This window comes from Microcystis sp. T1-4 (genome assembly GCF_000297435.1).
Taxonomy (GTDB): Bacteria; Cyanobacteriota; Cyanobacteriia; order Cyanobacteriales; family Microcystaceae; genus Microcystis.
In genome coordinates this window covers 1-16,508 of sequence record NZ_CAIP01000020.1, presented here as the reverse complement: position 1 = coordinate 16,508, position 16,508 = coordinate 1, and the positions used below count along the sequence as shown (strand labels likewise).

Genomic DNA, 16,508 nt, shown 5'->3' with positions numbered 1-16,508 from the left:
TTTCGGTGGGAGTGCTTACAGGCAGCTGCTGATACATTTGTCATCATCTAAGAGTCACTGATAATTGCTGATTATCGGTATTTCTGCAAATGTGAGATGCACCCAATCTGCTTAACCGAAACTGACGTTATTTTAGCCAGATATCTCCTTTCTCTTCTGTCTTTTCGCCTGTTTTTGCTCTCAAAGCTCTGGCAGCCAAAATTTTGTCATCGATTGACGTTGTTAATAGTGGGATTAACTCCCCATTCAACTTTAAAAACACCCCACACCCACGCAAAACTTTTTGCCGCAAACCCTAGTTAATAACTTAACTTCAGGGCATTTACAGGTACATCATCCCAAGATTCTACGGTTCTTAAAACTGCCACCCATCCCGCTTGTTTTTGTTCGTCCGTAAGACTGGTTAACCAACTTTGATGACAATCTTTTGCCGCTTGTTCGTCTTGACAGGCAATACAAGCTTGTACTAAACCGCAGGGGTCAATCTGTTCATTTACCCAAATAATCATAGTTAATAGCCCTACTTAACTTTACTATTATAATCTATCGATCGCCCACAGAGAAACTTTTGATATTGATAACCTGTTACATAATTGGAGGATAACTCTGAGAGTTGACAGTCCGATAGATCTATTGCAGAATGGAAATTAATTAGCCATAATTCAAAAGGGGGAGAAGATGACAGATTAAAATTTGGCTTTTGTTCTGAGTTAACTAAGAGAAACTTAGGGTTTTTATCGGGAAATCTTTGGTTAAATTCCCAAGCAATTCCCATCATTTCTCCCACCTGCACCAAACTCCTATAGCTAGTGGCAATTACTAACGGATAACGGCTATTATTTTCGATAGTGGTAACTAATTTATCTGGGCGATAATACTTACGATAGCCTAAATTAAAAGTAACACTTAGGGAACTAACTAAAGCCATGATAATTACAATAATTACTATTCTTTTCCGCTGCCTATGCCAACAATTATCTAATAAAATTGCTAGAATTAAAATTACCGAGGGAAAGTAAACAAAACTATATCTAGCTCCCCGGGTAATATCGATCGCAAGCAGATAGGTGATGACAAAGAAAATAGCAATTGAACTGAGGAAAAATGCCGAGAGAATGCCTAATTCTGGTTTATAGGAGTCTAGCCATGCTGTTTTTAATTGTGGGATAATCCAGAGAAAAAAACCGATCATTATTGCCCCAGAAATCAAGATAATTATTAAAGATTCTGATTCGACTGGGAGCAGGGAAAGCATAGTAATTAATGTTCCCAGCAATTGAAAAAAGGGGCTGATTACTGCCAAAAAACTATCATTCTCTCTCTGAATCCAACCGGTCATCTGATTGCCATAATCTTTGGGGACAACCGTGATAAACCAAATAATAATAAAGCTCAAGTTACCTAAAAAAACTAAACTTAAACGCCACCAATTAGTTATCCAAAAGTTTTTTTGTTTGATTTGATTGAATAAAATCCATAATAAAGTTATCGCTTCCGCTAGGATAGTTAAACTAAAAAAATAGTGAACTAATAACCCTAGACAGTTGACAATTAACCAGAAAAAACCCAAAGTATAGGATATTCTCTGACGGTGAACAATTTTGCCGCTTGCCCTCAGAAAACAGCCTAAAGATATGAGGACAAATACAACCGCTAGAGTATAATGGCGTGCTTCTTGGGAGATAAAAACTCCGTAGGGAGAAACCGCCATTAAAATCGCCGACAGAAAAGCGATCGAGCCAGATTTAAAGACCAATTTACTGATAAAATAAATTAGAGGAATCGAAATAACTCCCCAAAATACTGCCAGCGATCGCATTCCTTCTAAAGATACATATTCTCCCCGATCAAAGAATAATTTATTCCAGAGATAGGCGAAAATAAAATATAAAGGTGGATGATTGTCCTCCTGAATAACTAATTTAATTACATCGGCAATAGTTGCCTGATGGTTGCTCTGGAGAGGTGCTAATAAAGTGTCTAGGGAAATTATTTGATTTAACGGCACTATCTGGTAATTATTGCCAATACTAAAAACCATAGTGGCAAATTCATCCGTCCAGGGAGGTTTGCTCGTTAATTGTGTTAACCTAATAACCAGTCCCAAAATTATTACTAATCCTAACCAACAAAAATCAGACCAAGCTAACCGCTCCTTGCCTTTTTGTTGTAGATTAGAAATGACTGTAGATAAATTCAATTTAATTGTTATCTCCAAAAGATTCGATTATTTTAACCGCTTCCGATGGGGAAATATCTTGACGGCAATTAGGATAATCATAATCCTCCCGGGCAATTAATGCCCCACTGAGACGATAAAAATATTCTCCCATTTTCATCCAATCGGAATACAAATCGGGTTCGGGGAATTGTTGCCTTAATTCCGAGTCTTTGGGTGTACCATAATTAAGCCAGTATCCTTCTCCAAATAGTGGGGAATTGAGCGCTAGGGTTCCCTCTAATTCTAAACCATCATCGCCCCTGGCGTTTTCGATTCCTTCCACCAAAAAACAGCTATTCTCGGCATTTTCAAAGAGTACTGCGTATCCTTTCCCCTCTTCTGCGAGGATTTTAATCTCGCTGGCCTGAAATCCGGGGGGGATATAGTTAGGTAAAATAATCTTAGCATCTAGCGATCGCAGTTGTTGCCGTTGACTTTCGCTCAAAGTTACCGTTTCTGCTCTCAAATATTGCCCATTGTCAATAATAACAATAGATAATCCTAAAACTAAGGGCCAGGGAAATTTTATGGTCATAATCGCGGTTTTTAAGGTCATATTCTCGAGAATATCTGAGTTTTTAGGGAATTTACCGATTATTTATCCAGATTGACGACGAATATTGCTTTTTTACTGTTCCCGATTCCCTATTTACCGAAAAAAATCAAGCATCAGCTAAAAAAATTCTCAGTTATGATTAATCGGTGGAGTTTCCAGACAAGACTTTTCTCTCTGTCTGAACATCTATTCCCTCAATGGGCAGGTTCAGAAGGCTGTTTTTTCCGCTCGTGTCTCGTCAATTTGGGTTTAAAACCCCGTCGTGCTACACTGAAATTTATATCCGTCGTTTTAACCGAAAAAATCTGGGGGCCATTAAAATCATTTTTATTTGGGCAAGTTTCTTGTCTAGACAGAATTTTAGCCTTGAGATAATATTAGGCAGAAGTCCACTTATTCGTTAATATACAATTTTCGTTGCTCCAGGGCCAATTGCCGGAATTCCCCTTCCCCAAATTCTCCCTCTCTGGGACGGCGCTCTTCCTCGGACTCAATTAAATAGATATAATCACAATCAACCCCTTCTAAATTGGTATTTTCGGCGATTTTCCAGGCTTCGATACAAGCGCCCGTCAGGGTGGCTGCCTGTAAATTGGCTCTCATCACGTTACTATGGGCTAAATTAGCCCCTTCTAGATTAGCGTAGGCTAAATTTGCCTCGCTGAAATTTGCCCTAGTCAGGTTGGCATTTTTGAAGTTATACCCGTAAAGATTCAGTCCGCGAAAATTATAGCCAATATAAGCTTTATTTTCCCCTTGACCAGTCACCAGAAGATTTCTCATCGCAACTTCGGACAGAATTGTCTTTTCCCAACGCGCTCGCTCGATGCCCGATACCAGATAAAATCGAGTTCTAGTTAAATCTTTTGCCCTTAAATCAGTGGCTTTTAACTGCGCTCCCGTGAAATCCGCTTCTTGGAGATTTGCCCCGCAAAAATTTGTACCCTTACTGGCTAAAAAAGCAATGGCCATGGATTTCGCAAGCGTTTCTCTCGATTCTTCTAGGGATAACCAGGCCAGATAAGCGGTGAATAAAGTACCACAAACCCCAAAAATCAAAGCTATAGAAAAAGTTACATTCATCACAGCTATTCCTGCTAATGCCCCTTGAAAAGCTAATATAATTACTGTCAATAAAGTTAAAGTTAAGCTGATGACAATTGCTAGGGTAAAACTTATTGCTTGGCCAGAAATCAAGGATAAAACTAAGGGCAATCCCCCAACTCGCTGACGATAAAATATTCCGTAAATTAGAGATAAAATCGTGATTATACCCGCACCAATGATTTTAAATCCGGTTACATCTGTCACCAGCATTAAAGCTAGATAATAACCAGCTAATCCCCACACAAAGGCGCAGATAGCCGCTATTAACCAAGAAATTAAAATTAATTGTAGCTGACCGCGCCTTAGTAATCCTGCCCTAGCCTCGGTAAATTTAGTTTTCTCTAAAATAGCCCCTTGAAAATTAGTGCCACGGAGGTCAGCTTTACTAAAATTAGCCCCCGATAAATTCTTTCCTTGAAAACACTGTCCTTTTAATTTTACTCCTGTAAAATTGCGTTTGCCCTTGGCATATAAATCCAGTACCTCACTTGCTTTCATAAGACCTCTTGCAGAAATCAAAAATCGTTTTTAGGGTTAGGAGTCAGTAGCCAGTAGTCAGTAGTCAGGAGAATTAAGAATGAATAATAATCAGTTAAATGGTCTATTGACAGATTTTATGTTATTTAATCCTTATTTTGGCTATTTTTGAACCATGAAAAATTAATTATGCAGGAGGTTTATAGAAATTACGGAGATCTGTTTTTTGCTTGATTGATTAACTTAATTGATAACAACTATTATCTTTTTAAAATTGGCTTTGGTTATTTTTTGGCAATTTATACTAAATTGGTTTTTATACTAAATCCGTTGAGTATAGGCTAAATATCATCAGGATAGGCAAGGGGCAAGAGGAGGAATAGATAATCAGTCTTTAATAACCGGATTTAGTATAATACAGATTTAACTGGACAGATCCCTGGGGATGGGGGACTTTTTTAGGGGTAATCCACGGCAAAAACAGCCTCTAAAACTGATTATTGACCCGGACTTGGTGTTTCTATCGGGGACTCTGGGGAAAGGGGAGTCGATTCAACTATTGGCGCCGGGGCCGGAGGTTGGAGAATATTGCGCCAGCCTTGCATTTGGGAGCGAGCCGAACTGTAAGCGGTACTTTCCGGGGATACGGATTCAGCCAGGCCAATAGCTTCCAGATAACGGCCATTATTAGCCAGGTCCGTGGCTAAAGACAAAAGCTGATAACTCCAACGTTCCAGCAATTCAGTCCGTTGCACACCCGCATCGGTTTTAGTGGAAATATTGGTAACTAAAGCAATCGCCCGGGTTAAACCTTCTGGGGTTCCCGTCGCCGCTAATTGATTAGCCTGCTGGAGATTTTGACGGGCCCGCAACTCTCGGCGCCAAAGACGGATATTTTGGGACGCTTCCGAGGAAAGCGCTCGACCGGGGGGAATTTGATTGGCAGTTTCGATCGCTGTGCTATAGTCTTTGAGATTGGCCAAAGCTTGGGCCTGATCTAAAATGGGTTGATCCTCCATGCGTTCAATCCGCCCTTGCCAGCCGCCAATTTCCCGTTGAGCATCTCGGTATAGGGCCCGATTCTTGCCAATGGCCCGGGCCTGAATAATAGCGTTACTGAGGGAATTAATATCGCCGGGGATAGAGATTTCCCTGGCCCGTTCTAAAATCGGCCGGTCTTCAATCACTTGTATTTGACGATTCCAAGAGCCAATTTCCTGCTGTGCTTGCCACCAGAGGGGATTATCCCGGGGAACCTCGCCCGCTTTTGCGATAGCGGCGCTATACTGTTCGACCGTCCCAGCTTGTGCTAAATCCCTAGCCTCGGACAGTATTCTTAGATCCTGTACCTGTAACTGCCAGCGCTCCCTCATGCCTAGGGCCATTTGATGGAGGGGTCGAGAAGGGTCGATTTGTTCTAGTCCCAGTATGCCAGCTTCCAATCCGTCCACCGTGCCGGCTTCCGCATCTAAGGCCGCTTCAGACAAGACGGACCAATCGGTGACATCTTCTTTAATTTTGAGGTCTTTGGGGGTTTGGTTAGCCAAATCCCGGAGAGCTTGCCATTGCTTGCGCTTAATTAATCTTTCGGCGTATTCTTTTAGTTTATCCTCGGTTTTCCCGATTAATTTTTGTGCCTCCTGATAGGCATAACTGCTGGCTTGAATTTTTCTAGCTTCTTCGATGACTTTCAACCAATTGTCGAGACCGCCCCGGGCAAAGAGATTAAAGGCATTATCTAATTTACTGCTATCTTCCCGGGCGACGGTAATTTTAGCGAGCGCTTCATTATATTTAACCGTTGCCCAATATTCGTTATTTAAGTTCAATAAATCCACTGCCAGACGGAAAGATTGATTCCAGTTGGAAGCGCGGAGATTTTCCTCTAGTTTGCTTAAGATCTCGTTGCCTTCCGTCCAAGTTCCTTGCCACTTAGCGATTCTTTCTTCAATAATTGCCGCTACTGCCATATTATTGGGGATTTGACGAGCTTTAGTGATCGCTTGCTCTAAATTTCCCGCTTGATAGTCTTTTTCCGCCAAATTCAGGATATCTCGCGCCCATTCTTCCACCTGTTGATTAACCTGCGAGCGCAAGGGATGGTCTTCGGGTAAAGCTTCCACCAGGGCAATTGCCTCGAGTAAACCTGCCACGGTGCGACTATCGGCGGAAAGTTGAGCGCAGTAGAGACGCAGGGAGGCAGAAGCGATAGGCCAGAAGATTTTCGGGCAATTGGGCGACTTCTGCATATTGAATAACTGCCAAGTGGCGAGAAAGCCAACACCGCCAAAGACCACCACAAATAAAGCCGCCCAAACTTTCCAAGTGAAACGATGCTGGTATCGGTACCAAAGGAGAAAAAGAAAAGACTTAGTTTTTTCTGGCCAACGAGTCAGGGAGTCAATCGATTCTCGTTTGACTAGATTTTCGGTTAATTCTTTTCCTTTAGACATTCACTACTCCCCGGCAGATATTTTAGATAGATTTTACCCTAATGGCGCTCATTGCCCAACTTCTCAGCAAGATTCAGCTTGTAGGGACTCGACTAATTCGATTAATTGTCTCTCGTCGGCGCTATATACCTCCCGACAAAACTCACAGACGGCTTCCGCTTGTTTATCCTTTTCGATAATATCTTTTAATTCATCGACCCCGAGGAATTTTAAAGCTCCTAGGGCCCGTTCAAAAGAACAATCACAATCAAAACGCAGCAGCTGCACAGCCGGAAAAATTTCTAGACCCATATCTCCCAGAAGTTCCTGAAAAATATCTTCTAGACTTTTTCCCGCCCGTAAAAGGGGCGTAAATCCCGTTAATTTTCGCAATCTCGACTCTAAACGAGCCACTAAGACCTCATCCCGGGCCGCTTCTTTAGAGAGAACTTGTAATAAAATTCCCCCGGCTGCCGTCACTCCTGTGGTCGTACCGACAAAAACCCCCACTTGCAAAGCGGAGGGAATTTGTTCCGATTGGTCTAGATAGTAGGCGATATCTTCCCCCACTTCCCCAGAAACTATCTCGACGATGCTTTCTTGAAGTTCATTTCTCTCCTCGCCTTTTTCTTCCCGTAGGACTCGCACATAACCCTTGTTACCCACCGCGCGACCCACATCTAATTTACCCTTAGCATTGGGGAGTAATTCCACCTGGGGATAGTCCACATAACCCCGCACCGTGCCATCGAGTCCGGCATCAACTAAAACACCCCCCAGGGGTCCGTCGCCTTTAATGCGAATATTGACCCTAGAACCTGGTTTTTTTAAACTGGAAGCCAAGAGTAAAGCCGATGCCATCGTGCGGCCGAGAGCGGCGGTGGCTACGTTAGATAATTTATGTCTTTGGCGAGCTTCTTCGGTTAAACGAGTGGTAATCACTCCGACTACTCTAATTCCGCTATCGGCGGCCGTGGCGCGGATTAATTTATCTGCCATACTACTTACTGTTATCCTTGGAAAACGCTGTCCCGATTTTTAGTTATTCTTTAACTAACTTAACAAAAATTATCAGACAACAATATGTTCGGCAATTTTCAACAAAGTCAGCTGCGTATCGAAATCTCGGCCCGTGAACAGGCTATCCGGGATAGTTTGCTCAAAACTGCTCATCTCCGTCAATGGCTGTGGCCGCAAATGCTCTCGCCCAATCTACCCGATAAATTAGAGGAAGGTTTGACTTTTACCTCTTGGTTAGGTTTAATTCCCGTACAACATCAGGTTTTACTGGCCAATGACCAGTGTTTACGCTTGCTTTTGAGTCAAGGTATCGATGGCTATCACGAATGGTATTGGGGCGATGGTTGGTTACAATCGCGGTTAGAAGGCATTTCCCTCCTTCCCCTCAATCTCGGTCAAACTCTCAGTTTATTAAAATTACGACTATTTTTGAGCAATCAAAAGTTAGAAGTGCGGGATTTAGGAGTGGCTAGTAGGTAAATCGCACTTTAAAAACCCAATTATCGATTGTTTCTCCCCGCTGCTCACTCTCCCACACCGGGAGATTGGCCGCACCATGCAAGTCCGAGACTAATGACAGGGTAAGAACGGGGGTCTTCCCCCGACATTTGAGATAAAATCGATCTAGTTAAAAATTTAATTCCGAAACTATGTTCGACGCACTGGCCGACCGCTTAGAAGACGCATGGAAAAAATTACGAGGTCAAGATAAAATCTCCTCGGCCAATATACAAGAAACCCTCAAAGAAGTCCGGCGGGCTTTATTAGAAGCAGATGTTAACCTACAGGTAGTCAAGGGATTTATTGCTGAGGTCGAGAAACAAGCCCTCGGCGCTGAAGTGATTTCCGGAGTCAATCCCGGTCAGCAATTTATCAAAATTGTCTATGATGAATTAGTTAAAATTATGGGGGAAAGCAACGTTCCCCTAGCTCAGGCCGATAAACCCCCCACCGTAATTTTAATGGCCGGGTTGCAAGGGACGGGAAAAACCACCGCCACCGCCAAATTAGCCCTATATCTCCGCAAACAGTCCAAAAGCTGCCTGATGGTGGCCACCGATGTTTACCGTCCGGCGGCCATTGACCAATTAATCACCCTCGGTAAACAGATAAATGTTCCCGTCTTCGAGATGGGTTCTCAGGCTAATCCCGTCGATATCGCCCGTCAAGGTGTGGAAAAAGCCAAAGAATTGGGCGTAGATACCGTTATCATCGACACCGCCGGTCGTTTGCAAATAGATACCCAGATGATGGGCCAACTAGCACAAATCAAGAAAATTGTCAAGCCCGACGACACTTTATTAGTGGTGGATGCGATGACCGGTCAGGAAGCGGCCAGTCTTACCAACACTTTTCACCAACAAATCGGCATCACGGGGGCGATTCTTACCAAACTTGATGGCGATACTCGCGGCGGTGCGGCCCTATCAGTGCGGCAAATATCGGGACAACCGATTAAATTTGTTGGGGTTGGCGAAAAAGTAGAAGCTTTAGAGCCATTTTATCCCGATCGCCTTGCCAGTCGCATCCTCAATATGGGTGATGTCCTGACGCTAGTGGAAAAAGCTCAGGAACAGTTAGACCTAGAAGACGCAGCCAAAATGCAGGCCAAGATTTTAGAGGCTAAGTTTGATTTTAATGACTTCCTCAAACAGATGCGGCTGTTAAAAAATATGGGTTCCCTGGGGGGAGTCCTCAAGTTAATCCCCGGTCTAGGCAAACTGAGCGGGACAGACATCGAAAAGGGCGAAAAAGAGTTAAAACGCACGGAAGCGATGATTAATTCCATGACCACGGAGGAACGCGCTAACCCCGATTTATTGGCTAAGTCTCCTAATCGTCGTCGTCGCATTGCCAAAGGTTCGGGACATCCGGAAACGGAAGTTAACAAACTAATTACTAATTTCACCAGAATGCGATCGATGATGCAACAGATGGGACGGGGACAAATGCCCGCTATGCCGGGGATGCCTGGGATGGGTGGCGGAATGTTTGGGGGTGGCAATCAACCGGGGTTCCGCGGTCAAGGTGGCAGCCCGAAAAAACCGAAGAAAATCAAGAAAAAGAAAGGTTTTGGCGATTTATAGAGGCTAAAAATGTTGAAATCCGGAGCTTAAACTGAGGTTTCTACCATCGGCTAATTTTATCTCTTTCCCGGGGACAATTTGACCGATTATCGCCCCCTCTTCCCCCACTTTCTCCAACAATTCTCTGGCACTGTCCGGGGGCAAAGACAAAACTAACTCAAAGTCTTCACCGCCGTATAAAGCCCATTCTAGAGCTTTTTCGGCTCCTACATATTCTTTCAGGGTTGGATGCAGGGGAATCCTCTCGATTTCGGCACCAACCCCACTACAGCGACAAATTTGCATGATGGCATCTGCTAACCCGTCACTGCTATCCATGCCCGCGATGGGAAATTGCTTGACAATTTTTTGTAAATGTGGTATGCAATCAAGTCTCGGTCGCGGCCGTTGATGGGCTTGGATTAATCGCTTTTTTTGGGCGGAATTTAAATTCCTCCCGGTTTCAGGGTGAAAGAGTAACTCTAATCCGGCCCGCGATAAACCGTGATAACCAGTAATAACGATACTATCGCCAACTTTTGCGTTAAAACGTCTAATTTCTTCATTTTTTGCCACTTGTCCCAGGGCGGTGATACTGATGTTAATTTCCGTGGCCCGACAGACATCGCCCCCAACGATCGCCGTCTGATATACTTGCAGACAAGAGCTAAGACCCCGATAGAGTCCTTCTAGCCAATCGATGGCTAGATTGGGAGTTAAAGCCAATCCTACCGTAATTCCCAGGGGTTCTGCCCCCATAGCCGCTAAATCGGATAAATTAGCCGCCGCCGCTCGCCAGCCCACATCTTCGGGAGAGGTAGTAAGATCGCTAAAGTGGACGTTATTAACTAAAACATCAGTGGTGACAACGAGAGAGTAACCATCCTTGAGGCATAAAATCGCCCCATCATCACCGATAATCTCCGCAGGACAATATTTTTGCAGAATCGGTAGCAATCCCTGTTCACCCAAGTCTTTAACGGTTAAATTCATAATTTCTGGGAATTGAACGATACAGCTTCTAAAAAGTCGGCTCTCTTAGGTGCGGAACAAACCACAGAGACACAAAGGACACAGAGATCGATCACTACTATATAAGTTAAACTGACCACACAAAGAATAAGAGAGCCAAAAACCTTGCATTATCCTTCTTGTCGTACACAAGCTGATACAAAAAAGCAGGGCAACAAGGCCTGAAACTCCTGACTGACTGGAAAATAGAAACTGAAATAACGCAAATTCGTCAATCATACTAAATCCCTTGAGTATAGGCCACATATCAGGAGAGGCACTCCTGCAAGGGGAGTGACTCTTAAATTATTACAGATGCGTCAGCGGCTGCGTGTAAGCATCCCACCGAAAAACTAATGCGCTCCGGGGTTTGGGGGCGGCGCCACGCCCCCAACGGGGGGTTTGGGGGGTAGAACCCCCCAAAAGCTTGGATTGAGTGGTAAAATCGGAAGTAATACGGCCATCCGTTGAGTATAGGCTACATATCAGGAGAGGCACTCATGCCAAACGGAGAATAAATAATCAGTTTTTAATAACCGGATTTAGTACGACCACATGAAAATCGGTAAAACCCCACACCCCACACCCTGCCCCCATGAAAAACTTTTTGCCGCAAACCCTAGTTAAGAGGATTGGCGCTGATTTTTTCGTAGGCGCGATCGATAATTCCCCGACCGCGCAAAAAGCCAGTATTAGCTCCCGGACAAAGATAGGAGAGGGTTTCTGGACTAAAACGGTCTAAAATGGACTCTTGCGATCGCAATTGCCGCAGCCAGTGGAAAGTTTTCGCGGTCTGTAGGGGTTGCGGTTGACCCTTAGTGTCGGGGAGAAGATGACGACCGGTAAATAAAACCCCCCCATGACGGTTCCAGTAGAGACAGGAGGAGCCGGGAGAATGGCCAGGAGTCCAAAAACCGCTACAAGTGGGAGATAACTGGATTTGCTGCTGAAAAACGGTAATTTGACGGTGAGGAAGCAGATAAGCTTCCTGTTCCTGTAGAATAATCTCACAATCAAGTAAACTTTGCAGAGAATCGCTCTGTTTCCCCTGACCCCCGCGATGGGTAAAAAATAGGTAACGGACACCCTTTTCTCGGAGAAAATCTCGCTCGCTCTCCTCACAGCTAGGACAATCCACCAGAATATTGCCGGTATTTTCTACAATAAGATAAGAGGTTCCCCCTAGGGTTTCCCGATTAGGCGAGAAAGCGTATAAACCTTCTAGAATTAATCGAGGGGGTTTTGTGGTTTTGCTAACCTCTAAAGGAGACGATTCGGTTTCCGATCGCATGGTTTGCCTATCCAAATCACAATCAATGCGGTTTATAACTTAGCACGATCGATGACCGGGCGGGCTGAAATTAGCCGCTTTTTATTCAAGAGAAAAGAGCCGATATGGAAATGTGGTTGTTATTAGGGATTCTTGGTGGTTTCACTTATTTTATGGTCAAGCGTAGCGTGGCCAAAATCACGACAACACCAATATGGTTAATTTGGTTAGTCCTGATGACTCCGGCTCTAATTTGGACGGGCTGGACGTTAATCTATGGAGAGGATACCCCCATGCCAGCATTTCTGCTCATCGGTCCCTTTGTGATCTGCCCTTTCTTGTATTGGTGGCTAGTACAGAAGGGTCGGGTTACTCCCCAAGAAGGCCCCCCATCACCACGGAAACAAGCGAATTTAGTCCTAGAAAATATTGATAATCCCGCACCTAAAAGTGATTTAAAACCGATCACTGCCGAAGAGGAAAAATCCCTAAGAGATTGTTTTCCTTGGGGTATTTATTATCTGCAAAATATCGATTATCGTCCCCAAGCAATTCTCTGTCGGGGGAAATTGCGAGCGGTTCCTGAAGAAGCTTATCAAGTGATTAAAAACAATGTGGAAAAGGTTTTTGGTGATCGCTTTTTATTGCTTTTCCAAGAAAGTTTTCAGGGACAACCTTTTTTCGCTCTTGTGGCTAATCCCTGGCAGCAAAAAACAGAAACTATAGAAACTGAAAAAGTTACTCGCCCCTTTCTTGCCCTGGGTTTATTGTTATTAACTATCTTAACCACCACAGTGGTCGGTGCGGGATTAAGTGGCATTACGACCCAACAATTAGAAAATAATTCTAGTTTATTATTGCAAGGTTTACCCTACAGTTTGGGCTTAATTGCTATTTTAGCACTGCACGAATTCAGCCATTATTTGACCGCAGTTAAATACAAAATTAAAACTACTTTGCCCTATTTTATCCCCATTCCTTTCTTCCTAGGCACCTTCGGGGCTTTTATTCAAATGAGATCGCCTGTACCCACCCGCAAAGCTTTATTTGATGTGGCGGTGGCCGGTCCTTTGGGGGGTATAATTATCGCTATTCCTCTACTGTTTTGGGGGTTATCCCTCTCGGAAATAGTTCCCCTAACTAATCAAAGCAGTTTATTAAATTTTCAGGCCTTAAATCCGCAGTTTTCTTTTTTCTTGTCTATCGTAGCTAAACTAGCTCTCGGCAGTAATTTAATCGCGGGAAAAGCCATCCATTTACATCCTTTAGCGGTGGCCGGTTATGTGGGAATTATCGTTACAGCCCTAAATTTAATGCCCGTGGGTCAATTGGATGGTGGTCATATTGTTCACGCCATGTATGGACAGAAAACCGCCGTAATTATCGGTCAATTAACTCGATTATTCCTGTTTATTTTAGCCCTAGTGCAACCGGATTTTTTACTCTGGGCGATTATTCTCTTATTAATGCCAGTCAGTGATCAACCGGCTTTAAATGATGTGACGGAATTGGATAATAAACGAGATTTATTAGGTCTATTTTCCCTGACTTTGTTATTAAGTATTTTGCTACCCCTTCCCGAAGCGGTGGCCCGTTGGTGGGGGATGTAAGCAACCGCATCAATCCACCTGAGTTCCAGAAAAATTATCGGTCAGTTGGGGAATAAAATCCCTATCTCCTACGTCAATGTGAGTTCGATGATCCTCACCCTCGATCACTTTAATCCACAAAGCTGAAGGCTGACAACCGCTCACCGATCACTGATATATGGTTCTCAAGGCTAATTCTCGCAGAAAAAAGCGAGTTTCTCCGCAAGGGAAGTTAGGCAAATCTAGGTTAAAATTGCTGGCTATTCCGCTAATTTTGGCGAGTTTAGGCTGGTTATACTACGATTTACGTCAGCAGTGGCTAAAACCAGAAGCGATTTTTGTTTTGGGAGGTCATGCCGATCGAGAACGTTTTGCGGCAAAATTGGCTAAGGAATATCCCGATCTACCGATTTGGGTGTCTTCCGGTAGTCCGCGACGATATGTGAGAAAGATTTTTAAAAAAGCGGGAATTTCTCCAGAACGTCTCCATCTCGATTACAATGCGCGAGATACTGTCACTAACTTTACTAGCCTAGCCGATCAACTGAAAGCCCGAGGTATTGATAGTGTCTATCTGGTTACTTCCGATAATCACATGAGAAGGGCGCGATTAGTGGGAGAAATTGTTTTTGGTAGTCGCGGAATTATGATTAAACCGGTGACTGTTCCCTCCCAATCACCCCCCGAACCCCTAGAAAAGTCGCTCAGAGATGGTTTTAGGGCAATATTATGGATAATAACTGGTTCTACTGGGGAATTTTGGCTAGAATCCGATTCCAGTCCCCTTTAGTTCCCGATCCGATCAAAATAAAATTATCTTGACAAAATTACCCACTTTATGTTAAGCAAAAATATCATTTTCGCCATCCTATTGATTTTTGTGCCTATATCGATCGCCGGTTCGGTGTTACACTGGGGCGGAACGGTAGTTTTTATCACCGCTTGTCTAGCCATTATCCCCCTAGCGGCCTATATGGGGGAAGCCACCGAAGCGATTGCGGTGGTGGTCGGGCCAAATATTGGCGGTTTGATGAATGCCACCTTTGGCAATGCCACAGAATTAATTCTTGCCTATGTCGCTTTGCGGGAAGGGTTCATCGATGTGGTAAAAGCGACGATTACTGGCTCAATTATCGGTAATTTACTCTTAGTTATGGGATTATCGATGTTTTTAGGCGGTTTACGCTTCAAAGAACAGGAATTTCAACCGATAACCGCTCGTTTAAATGCTTCGGCCATGAATTTGGCGGTGGTGGCGATTCTTTTACCCACTGCGGTGGAATTTACCTCCACGGGAGTCGGGGAAGCAGTCCTGCAACGTCTATCGGTGGCCGTGGCAGCGGTGTTAATTTTCGTCTATGGTTTAAGTCTCTTATTTTCCATGAAAACCCACACCTATCTCTACGATGTTGGGGTTGCCGGTATCGAGGAGGAAAGCACCAGAGAAAGCACCGCAAGGCCGAAAATCTGGTTTTGGTCTTTGATTTTATTGATCGTTACTATCGCCGTGGCCGTAGAATCAGAGTTATTGGTGGCATCCCTAGAGGAGGCTACGGAACAGCTAGGTTTAACGGCGCTGTTTACTGGGGTAATTCTTTTGCCTATTATCGGTAATGCGGCCGAACACGCTACGGCTGTCACCGTCGCTCTTAAGAATAAAATGGATCTATCGGTATCTGTGGCCGTCGGTTCCAGTATGCAGATCGCCCTGTTTGTGGCTCCGGTTTTGGTTATCATGGGTTATATTATCGGTCAGCCTATGGATCTAAATTTTAATCCCTTTGAGTTGGTAGCAGTGGCTGTAGCGGTGTGGTTGGCTAATTCGATTAGTAGTGATGGGCGATCAAATTGGTTAGAAGGAATGTTACTCTTAGCTACATATACTATTCTGGCCCTGGCTTTCTTTTTTCATCCTCTCACTGCTTAAAGTTATTTCTTGGAGATATATAGACAATGACGGATGCTTTGGCTTAAGGGAGTGGTAAAACTGGCAATTTCGAGGATTTTACCGCCAGCTTTCCCTAGATTCTCCTCTAAACTTAAACTATCCTGCGCGGACCACTGACCACGATAGAGAATAGCGATTCCGGTCTTTTTCAGGAAAGGCAAAGCATAGTTAACACAGATATCCACATTACCTACCGCTCGCAAACAGACGATATCGTAAGCACAGTTATGTTTAAGGTTTTTCCCGACGATTTCCGCCCGACCTAAACGAGTTTTCGTGTTATTTAACTCTAATTTGTCAATAACTTCTTCAAGAAAATTAATCTTTTTTTGGGTGGAATCCAAGAGAGTCACCGACCAATGGGGATATGCGATCGCAATTGGCACTCCCGGAAACCCGGCCCCGCTCCCCAAATCAATGACTGATAGGGATTTTGTCAATAGATCCGGCTGGGATTTTTGCAACCAAGCTAAACCCGATAAAGAATCCCAAAGATGTTTTTCCCAAAACTCCTCTGGTTGGGTAATTCGAGTGAGATTAAAACGTTGATTACCCTCTAAAATCAAGTCATAAAGTTGTTGAAATCGCGCTTGTTGGGCCCCATCGGGTTGCCATTCTAGGGTTTCTTGCCAAAGGTCAAATAATTCAGGAAGGATCATTAATTCGGGTTTGCTAAAAAAGTTTGTTGGTGGGGTGTGGGAATTATGAATTATGAATTATGAATTATGAAGTGGGGGAGATAGGGAAGTGGGGAAGTGGGGAAATGGGGGAATGGGGAAGTGGGTAATTTCAACTAAAAACCCCAACACTC

General features: G+C 43.9%; 14 protein-coding genes. 5 read left to right on the top strand and 9 right to left on the bottom strand.

The genetic code is table 11. The features are described 5' to 3' along the window. Window positions 1–299: 299 nt before the first annotated feature. From MICAI_RS00960 to hslO, 6 genes are all read right to left on the bottom strand, one after another. The gene (locus MICAI_RS00960; protein ID WP_002739214.1) at window positions 300–509 is read right to left on the bottom strand and encodes a hypothetical protein; all 210 of its coding nucleotides are present in this window, start codon (window positions 507–509) and stop codon (window positions 300–302) included. 11 nt (window positions 510–520) lie between these two features. Beyond that, on the bottom strand, window positions 521–2,200 hold the full coding sequence (locus MICAI_RS00955) for a glycosyltransferase family 39 protein (protein WP_008196450.1): 1,680 nt from the start codon (window positions 2,198–2,200) through the stop codon (window positions 521–523). A 1-nt stretch (window position 2,201) separates the two neighbouring features. Continuing rightward, on the bottom strand, window positions 2,202–2,777 hold the full coding sequence (locus MICAI_RS00950) for a hypothetical protein (protein ID WP_008196448.1): 576 nt from the start codon (window positions 2,775–2,777) through the stop codon (window positions 2,202–2,204). Between the two features lie 393 nt (window positions 2,778–3,170). Next, on the bottom strand, window positions 3,171–4,382 hold the full coding sequence (locus MICAI_RS00945; RefSeq protein ID WP_008196445.1) for a pentapeptide repeat-containing protein: 1,212 nt from the start codon (window positions 4,380–4,382) through the stop codon (window positions 3,171–3,173). Window positions 4,383–4,858: 476 nt separating this feature from the next. Beyond that, window positions 4,859–6,814 (bottom strand): hypothetical protein, encoded by a 1,956-nt coding sequence (locus MICAI_RS00940; RefSeq protein WP_008196443.1) that lies wholly within the window; start codon window positions 6,812–6,814, stop codon window positions 4,859–4,861. A gap of 63 nt (window positions 6,815–6,877) precedes the next feature. Beyond that, a complete protein-coding gene (hslO, locus tag MICAI_RS00935; RefSeq protein ID WP_008196441.1) occupies window positions 6,878–7,792 on the bottom strand; it encodes an Hsp33 family molecular chaperone HslO in 915 nt (304 codons plus the stop codon). 84 nt (window positions 7,793–7,876) lie between these two features. On the opposite strand from hslO, the gene MICAI_RS00930 reads away from it, so the two are divergent. Together MICAI_RS00930 and ffh are read left to right on the top strand one after the other, a co-directional pair. Next, window positions 7,877–8,293, top strand: a complete 417-nt coding sequence (locus MICAI_RS00930) for a hypothetical protein (protein ID WP_008196440.1) — start codon at window positions 7,877–7,879, stop codon at window positions 8,291–8,293. A 170-nt stretch (window positions 8,294–8,463) separates the two neighbouring features. Further along, window positions 8,464–9,900 (top strand): signal recognition particle protein, encoded by a 1,437-nt coding sequence (gene ffh, locus MICAI_RS00925; RefSeq protein WP_008196438.1) that lies wholly within the window; start codon window positions 8,464–8,466, stop codon window positions 9,898–9,900. A 3-nt stretch (window positions 9,901–9,903) separates the two neighbouring features. Here the strand turns inward: ffh and thiL are convergent, their stop codons facing one another. Both thiL and MICAI_RS00915 read right to left on the bottom strand, forming a co-directional pair. Then, window positions 9,904–10,872 carry a thiamine-phosphate kinase gene (thiL, locus tag MICAI_RS00920; RefSeq protein ID WP_008196436.1) on the bottom strand — a complete coding sequence of 323 codons (969 nt, stop codon included), beginning with the start codon at window positions 10,870–10,872 and terminating at the stop codon, window positions 9,904–9,906. 637 nt (window positions 10,873–11,509) lie between these two features. After that, window positions 11,510–12,181 (bottom strand): hypothetical protein, encoded by a 672-nt coding sequence (locus tag MICAI_RS00915; protein WP_008196433.1) that lies wholly within the window; start codon window positions 12,179–12,181, stop codon window positions 11,510–11,512. A gap of 104 nt (window positions 12,182–12,285) precedes the next feature. Between MICAI_RS00915 and MICAI_RS00910 the strand changes: the two genes are divergently transcribed. From MICAI_RS00910 to cax, 3 genes are all read left to right on the top strand, one after another. Continuing rightward, window positions 12,286–13,770 (top strand): site-2 protease family protein, encoded by a 1,485-nt coding sequence (locus MICAI_RS00910; protein ID WP_008196431.1) that lies wholly within the window; start codon window positions 12,286–12,288, stop codon window positions 13,768–13,770. Window positions 13,771–13,927: 157 nt separating this feature from the next. Beyond that, the gene (locus MICAI_RS00905; RefSeq protein ID WP_008196429.1) at window positions 13,928–14,539 is read left to right on the top strand and encodes a YdcF family protein; all 612 of its coding nucleotides are present in this window, start codon (window positions 13,928–13,930) and stop codon (window positions 14,537–14,539) included. Window positions 14,540–14,587: 48 nt separating this feature from the next. Beyond that, the gene (gene cax, locus MICAI_RS00900) at window positions 14,588–15,676 is read left to right on the top strand and encodes a calcium/proton exchanger (RefSeq protein WP_008196426.1); all 1,089 of its coding nucleotides are present in this window, start codon (window positions 14,588–14,590) and stop codon (window positions 15,674–15,676) included. Between the two features lie 2 nt (window positions 15,677–15,678). Here cax and rsmG read toward each other — a convergent pair whose 3' ends face one another. Then, entirely contained in the window at window positions 15,679–16,356 is a 678-nt protein-coding gene (gene rsmG, locus MICAI_RS00895) for a 16S rRNA (guanine(527)-N(7))-methyltransferase RsmG (RefSeq protein ID WP_008196425.1), read from the bottom strand. Window positions 16,357–16,508 lie beyond the last annotated feature (152 nt).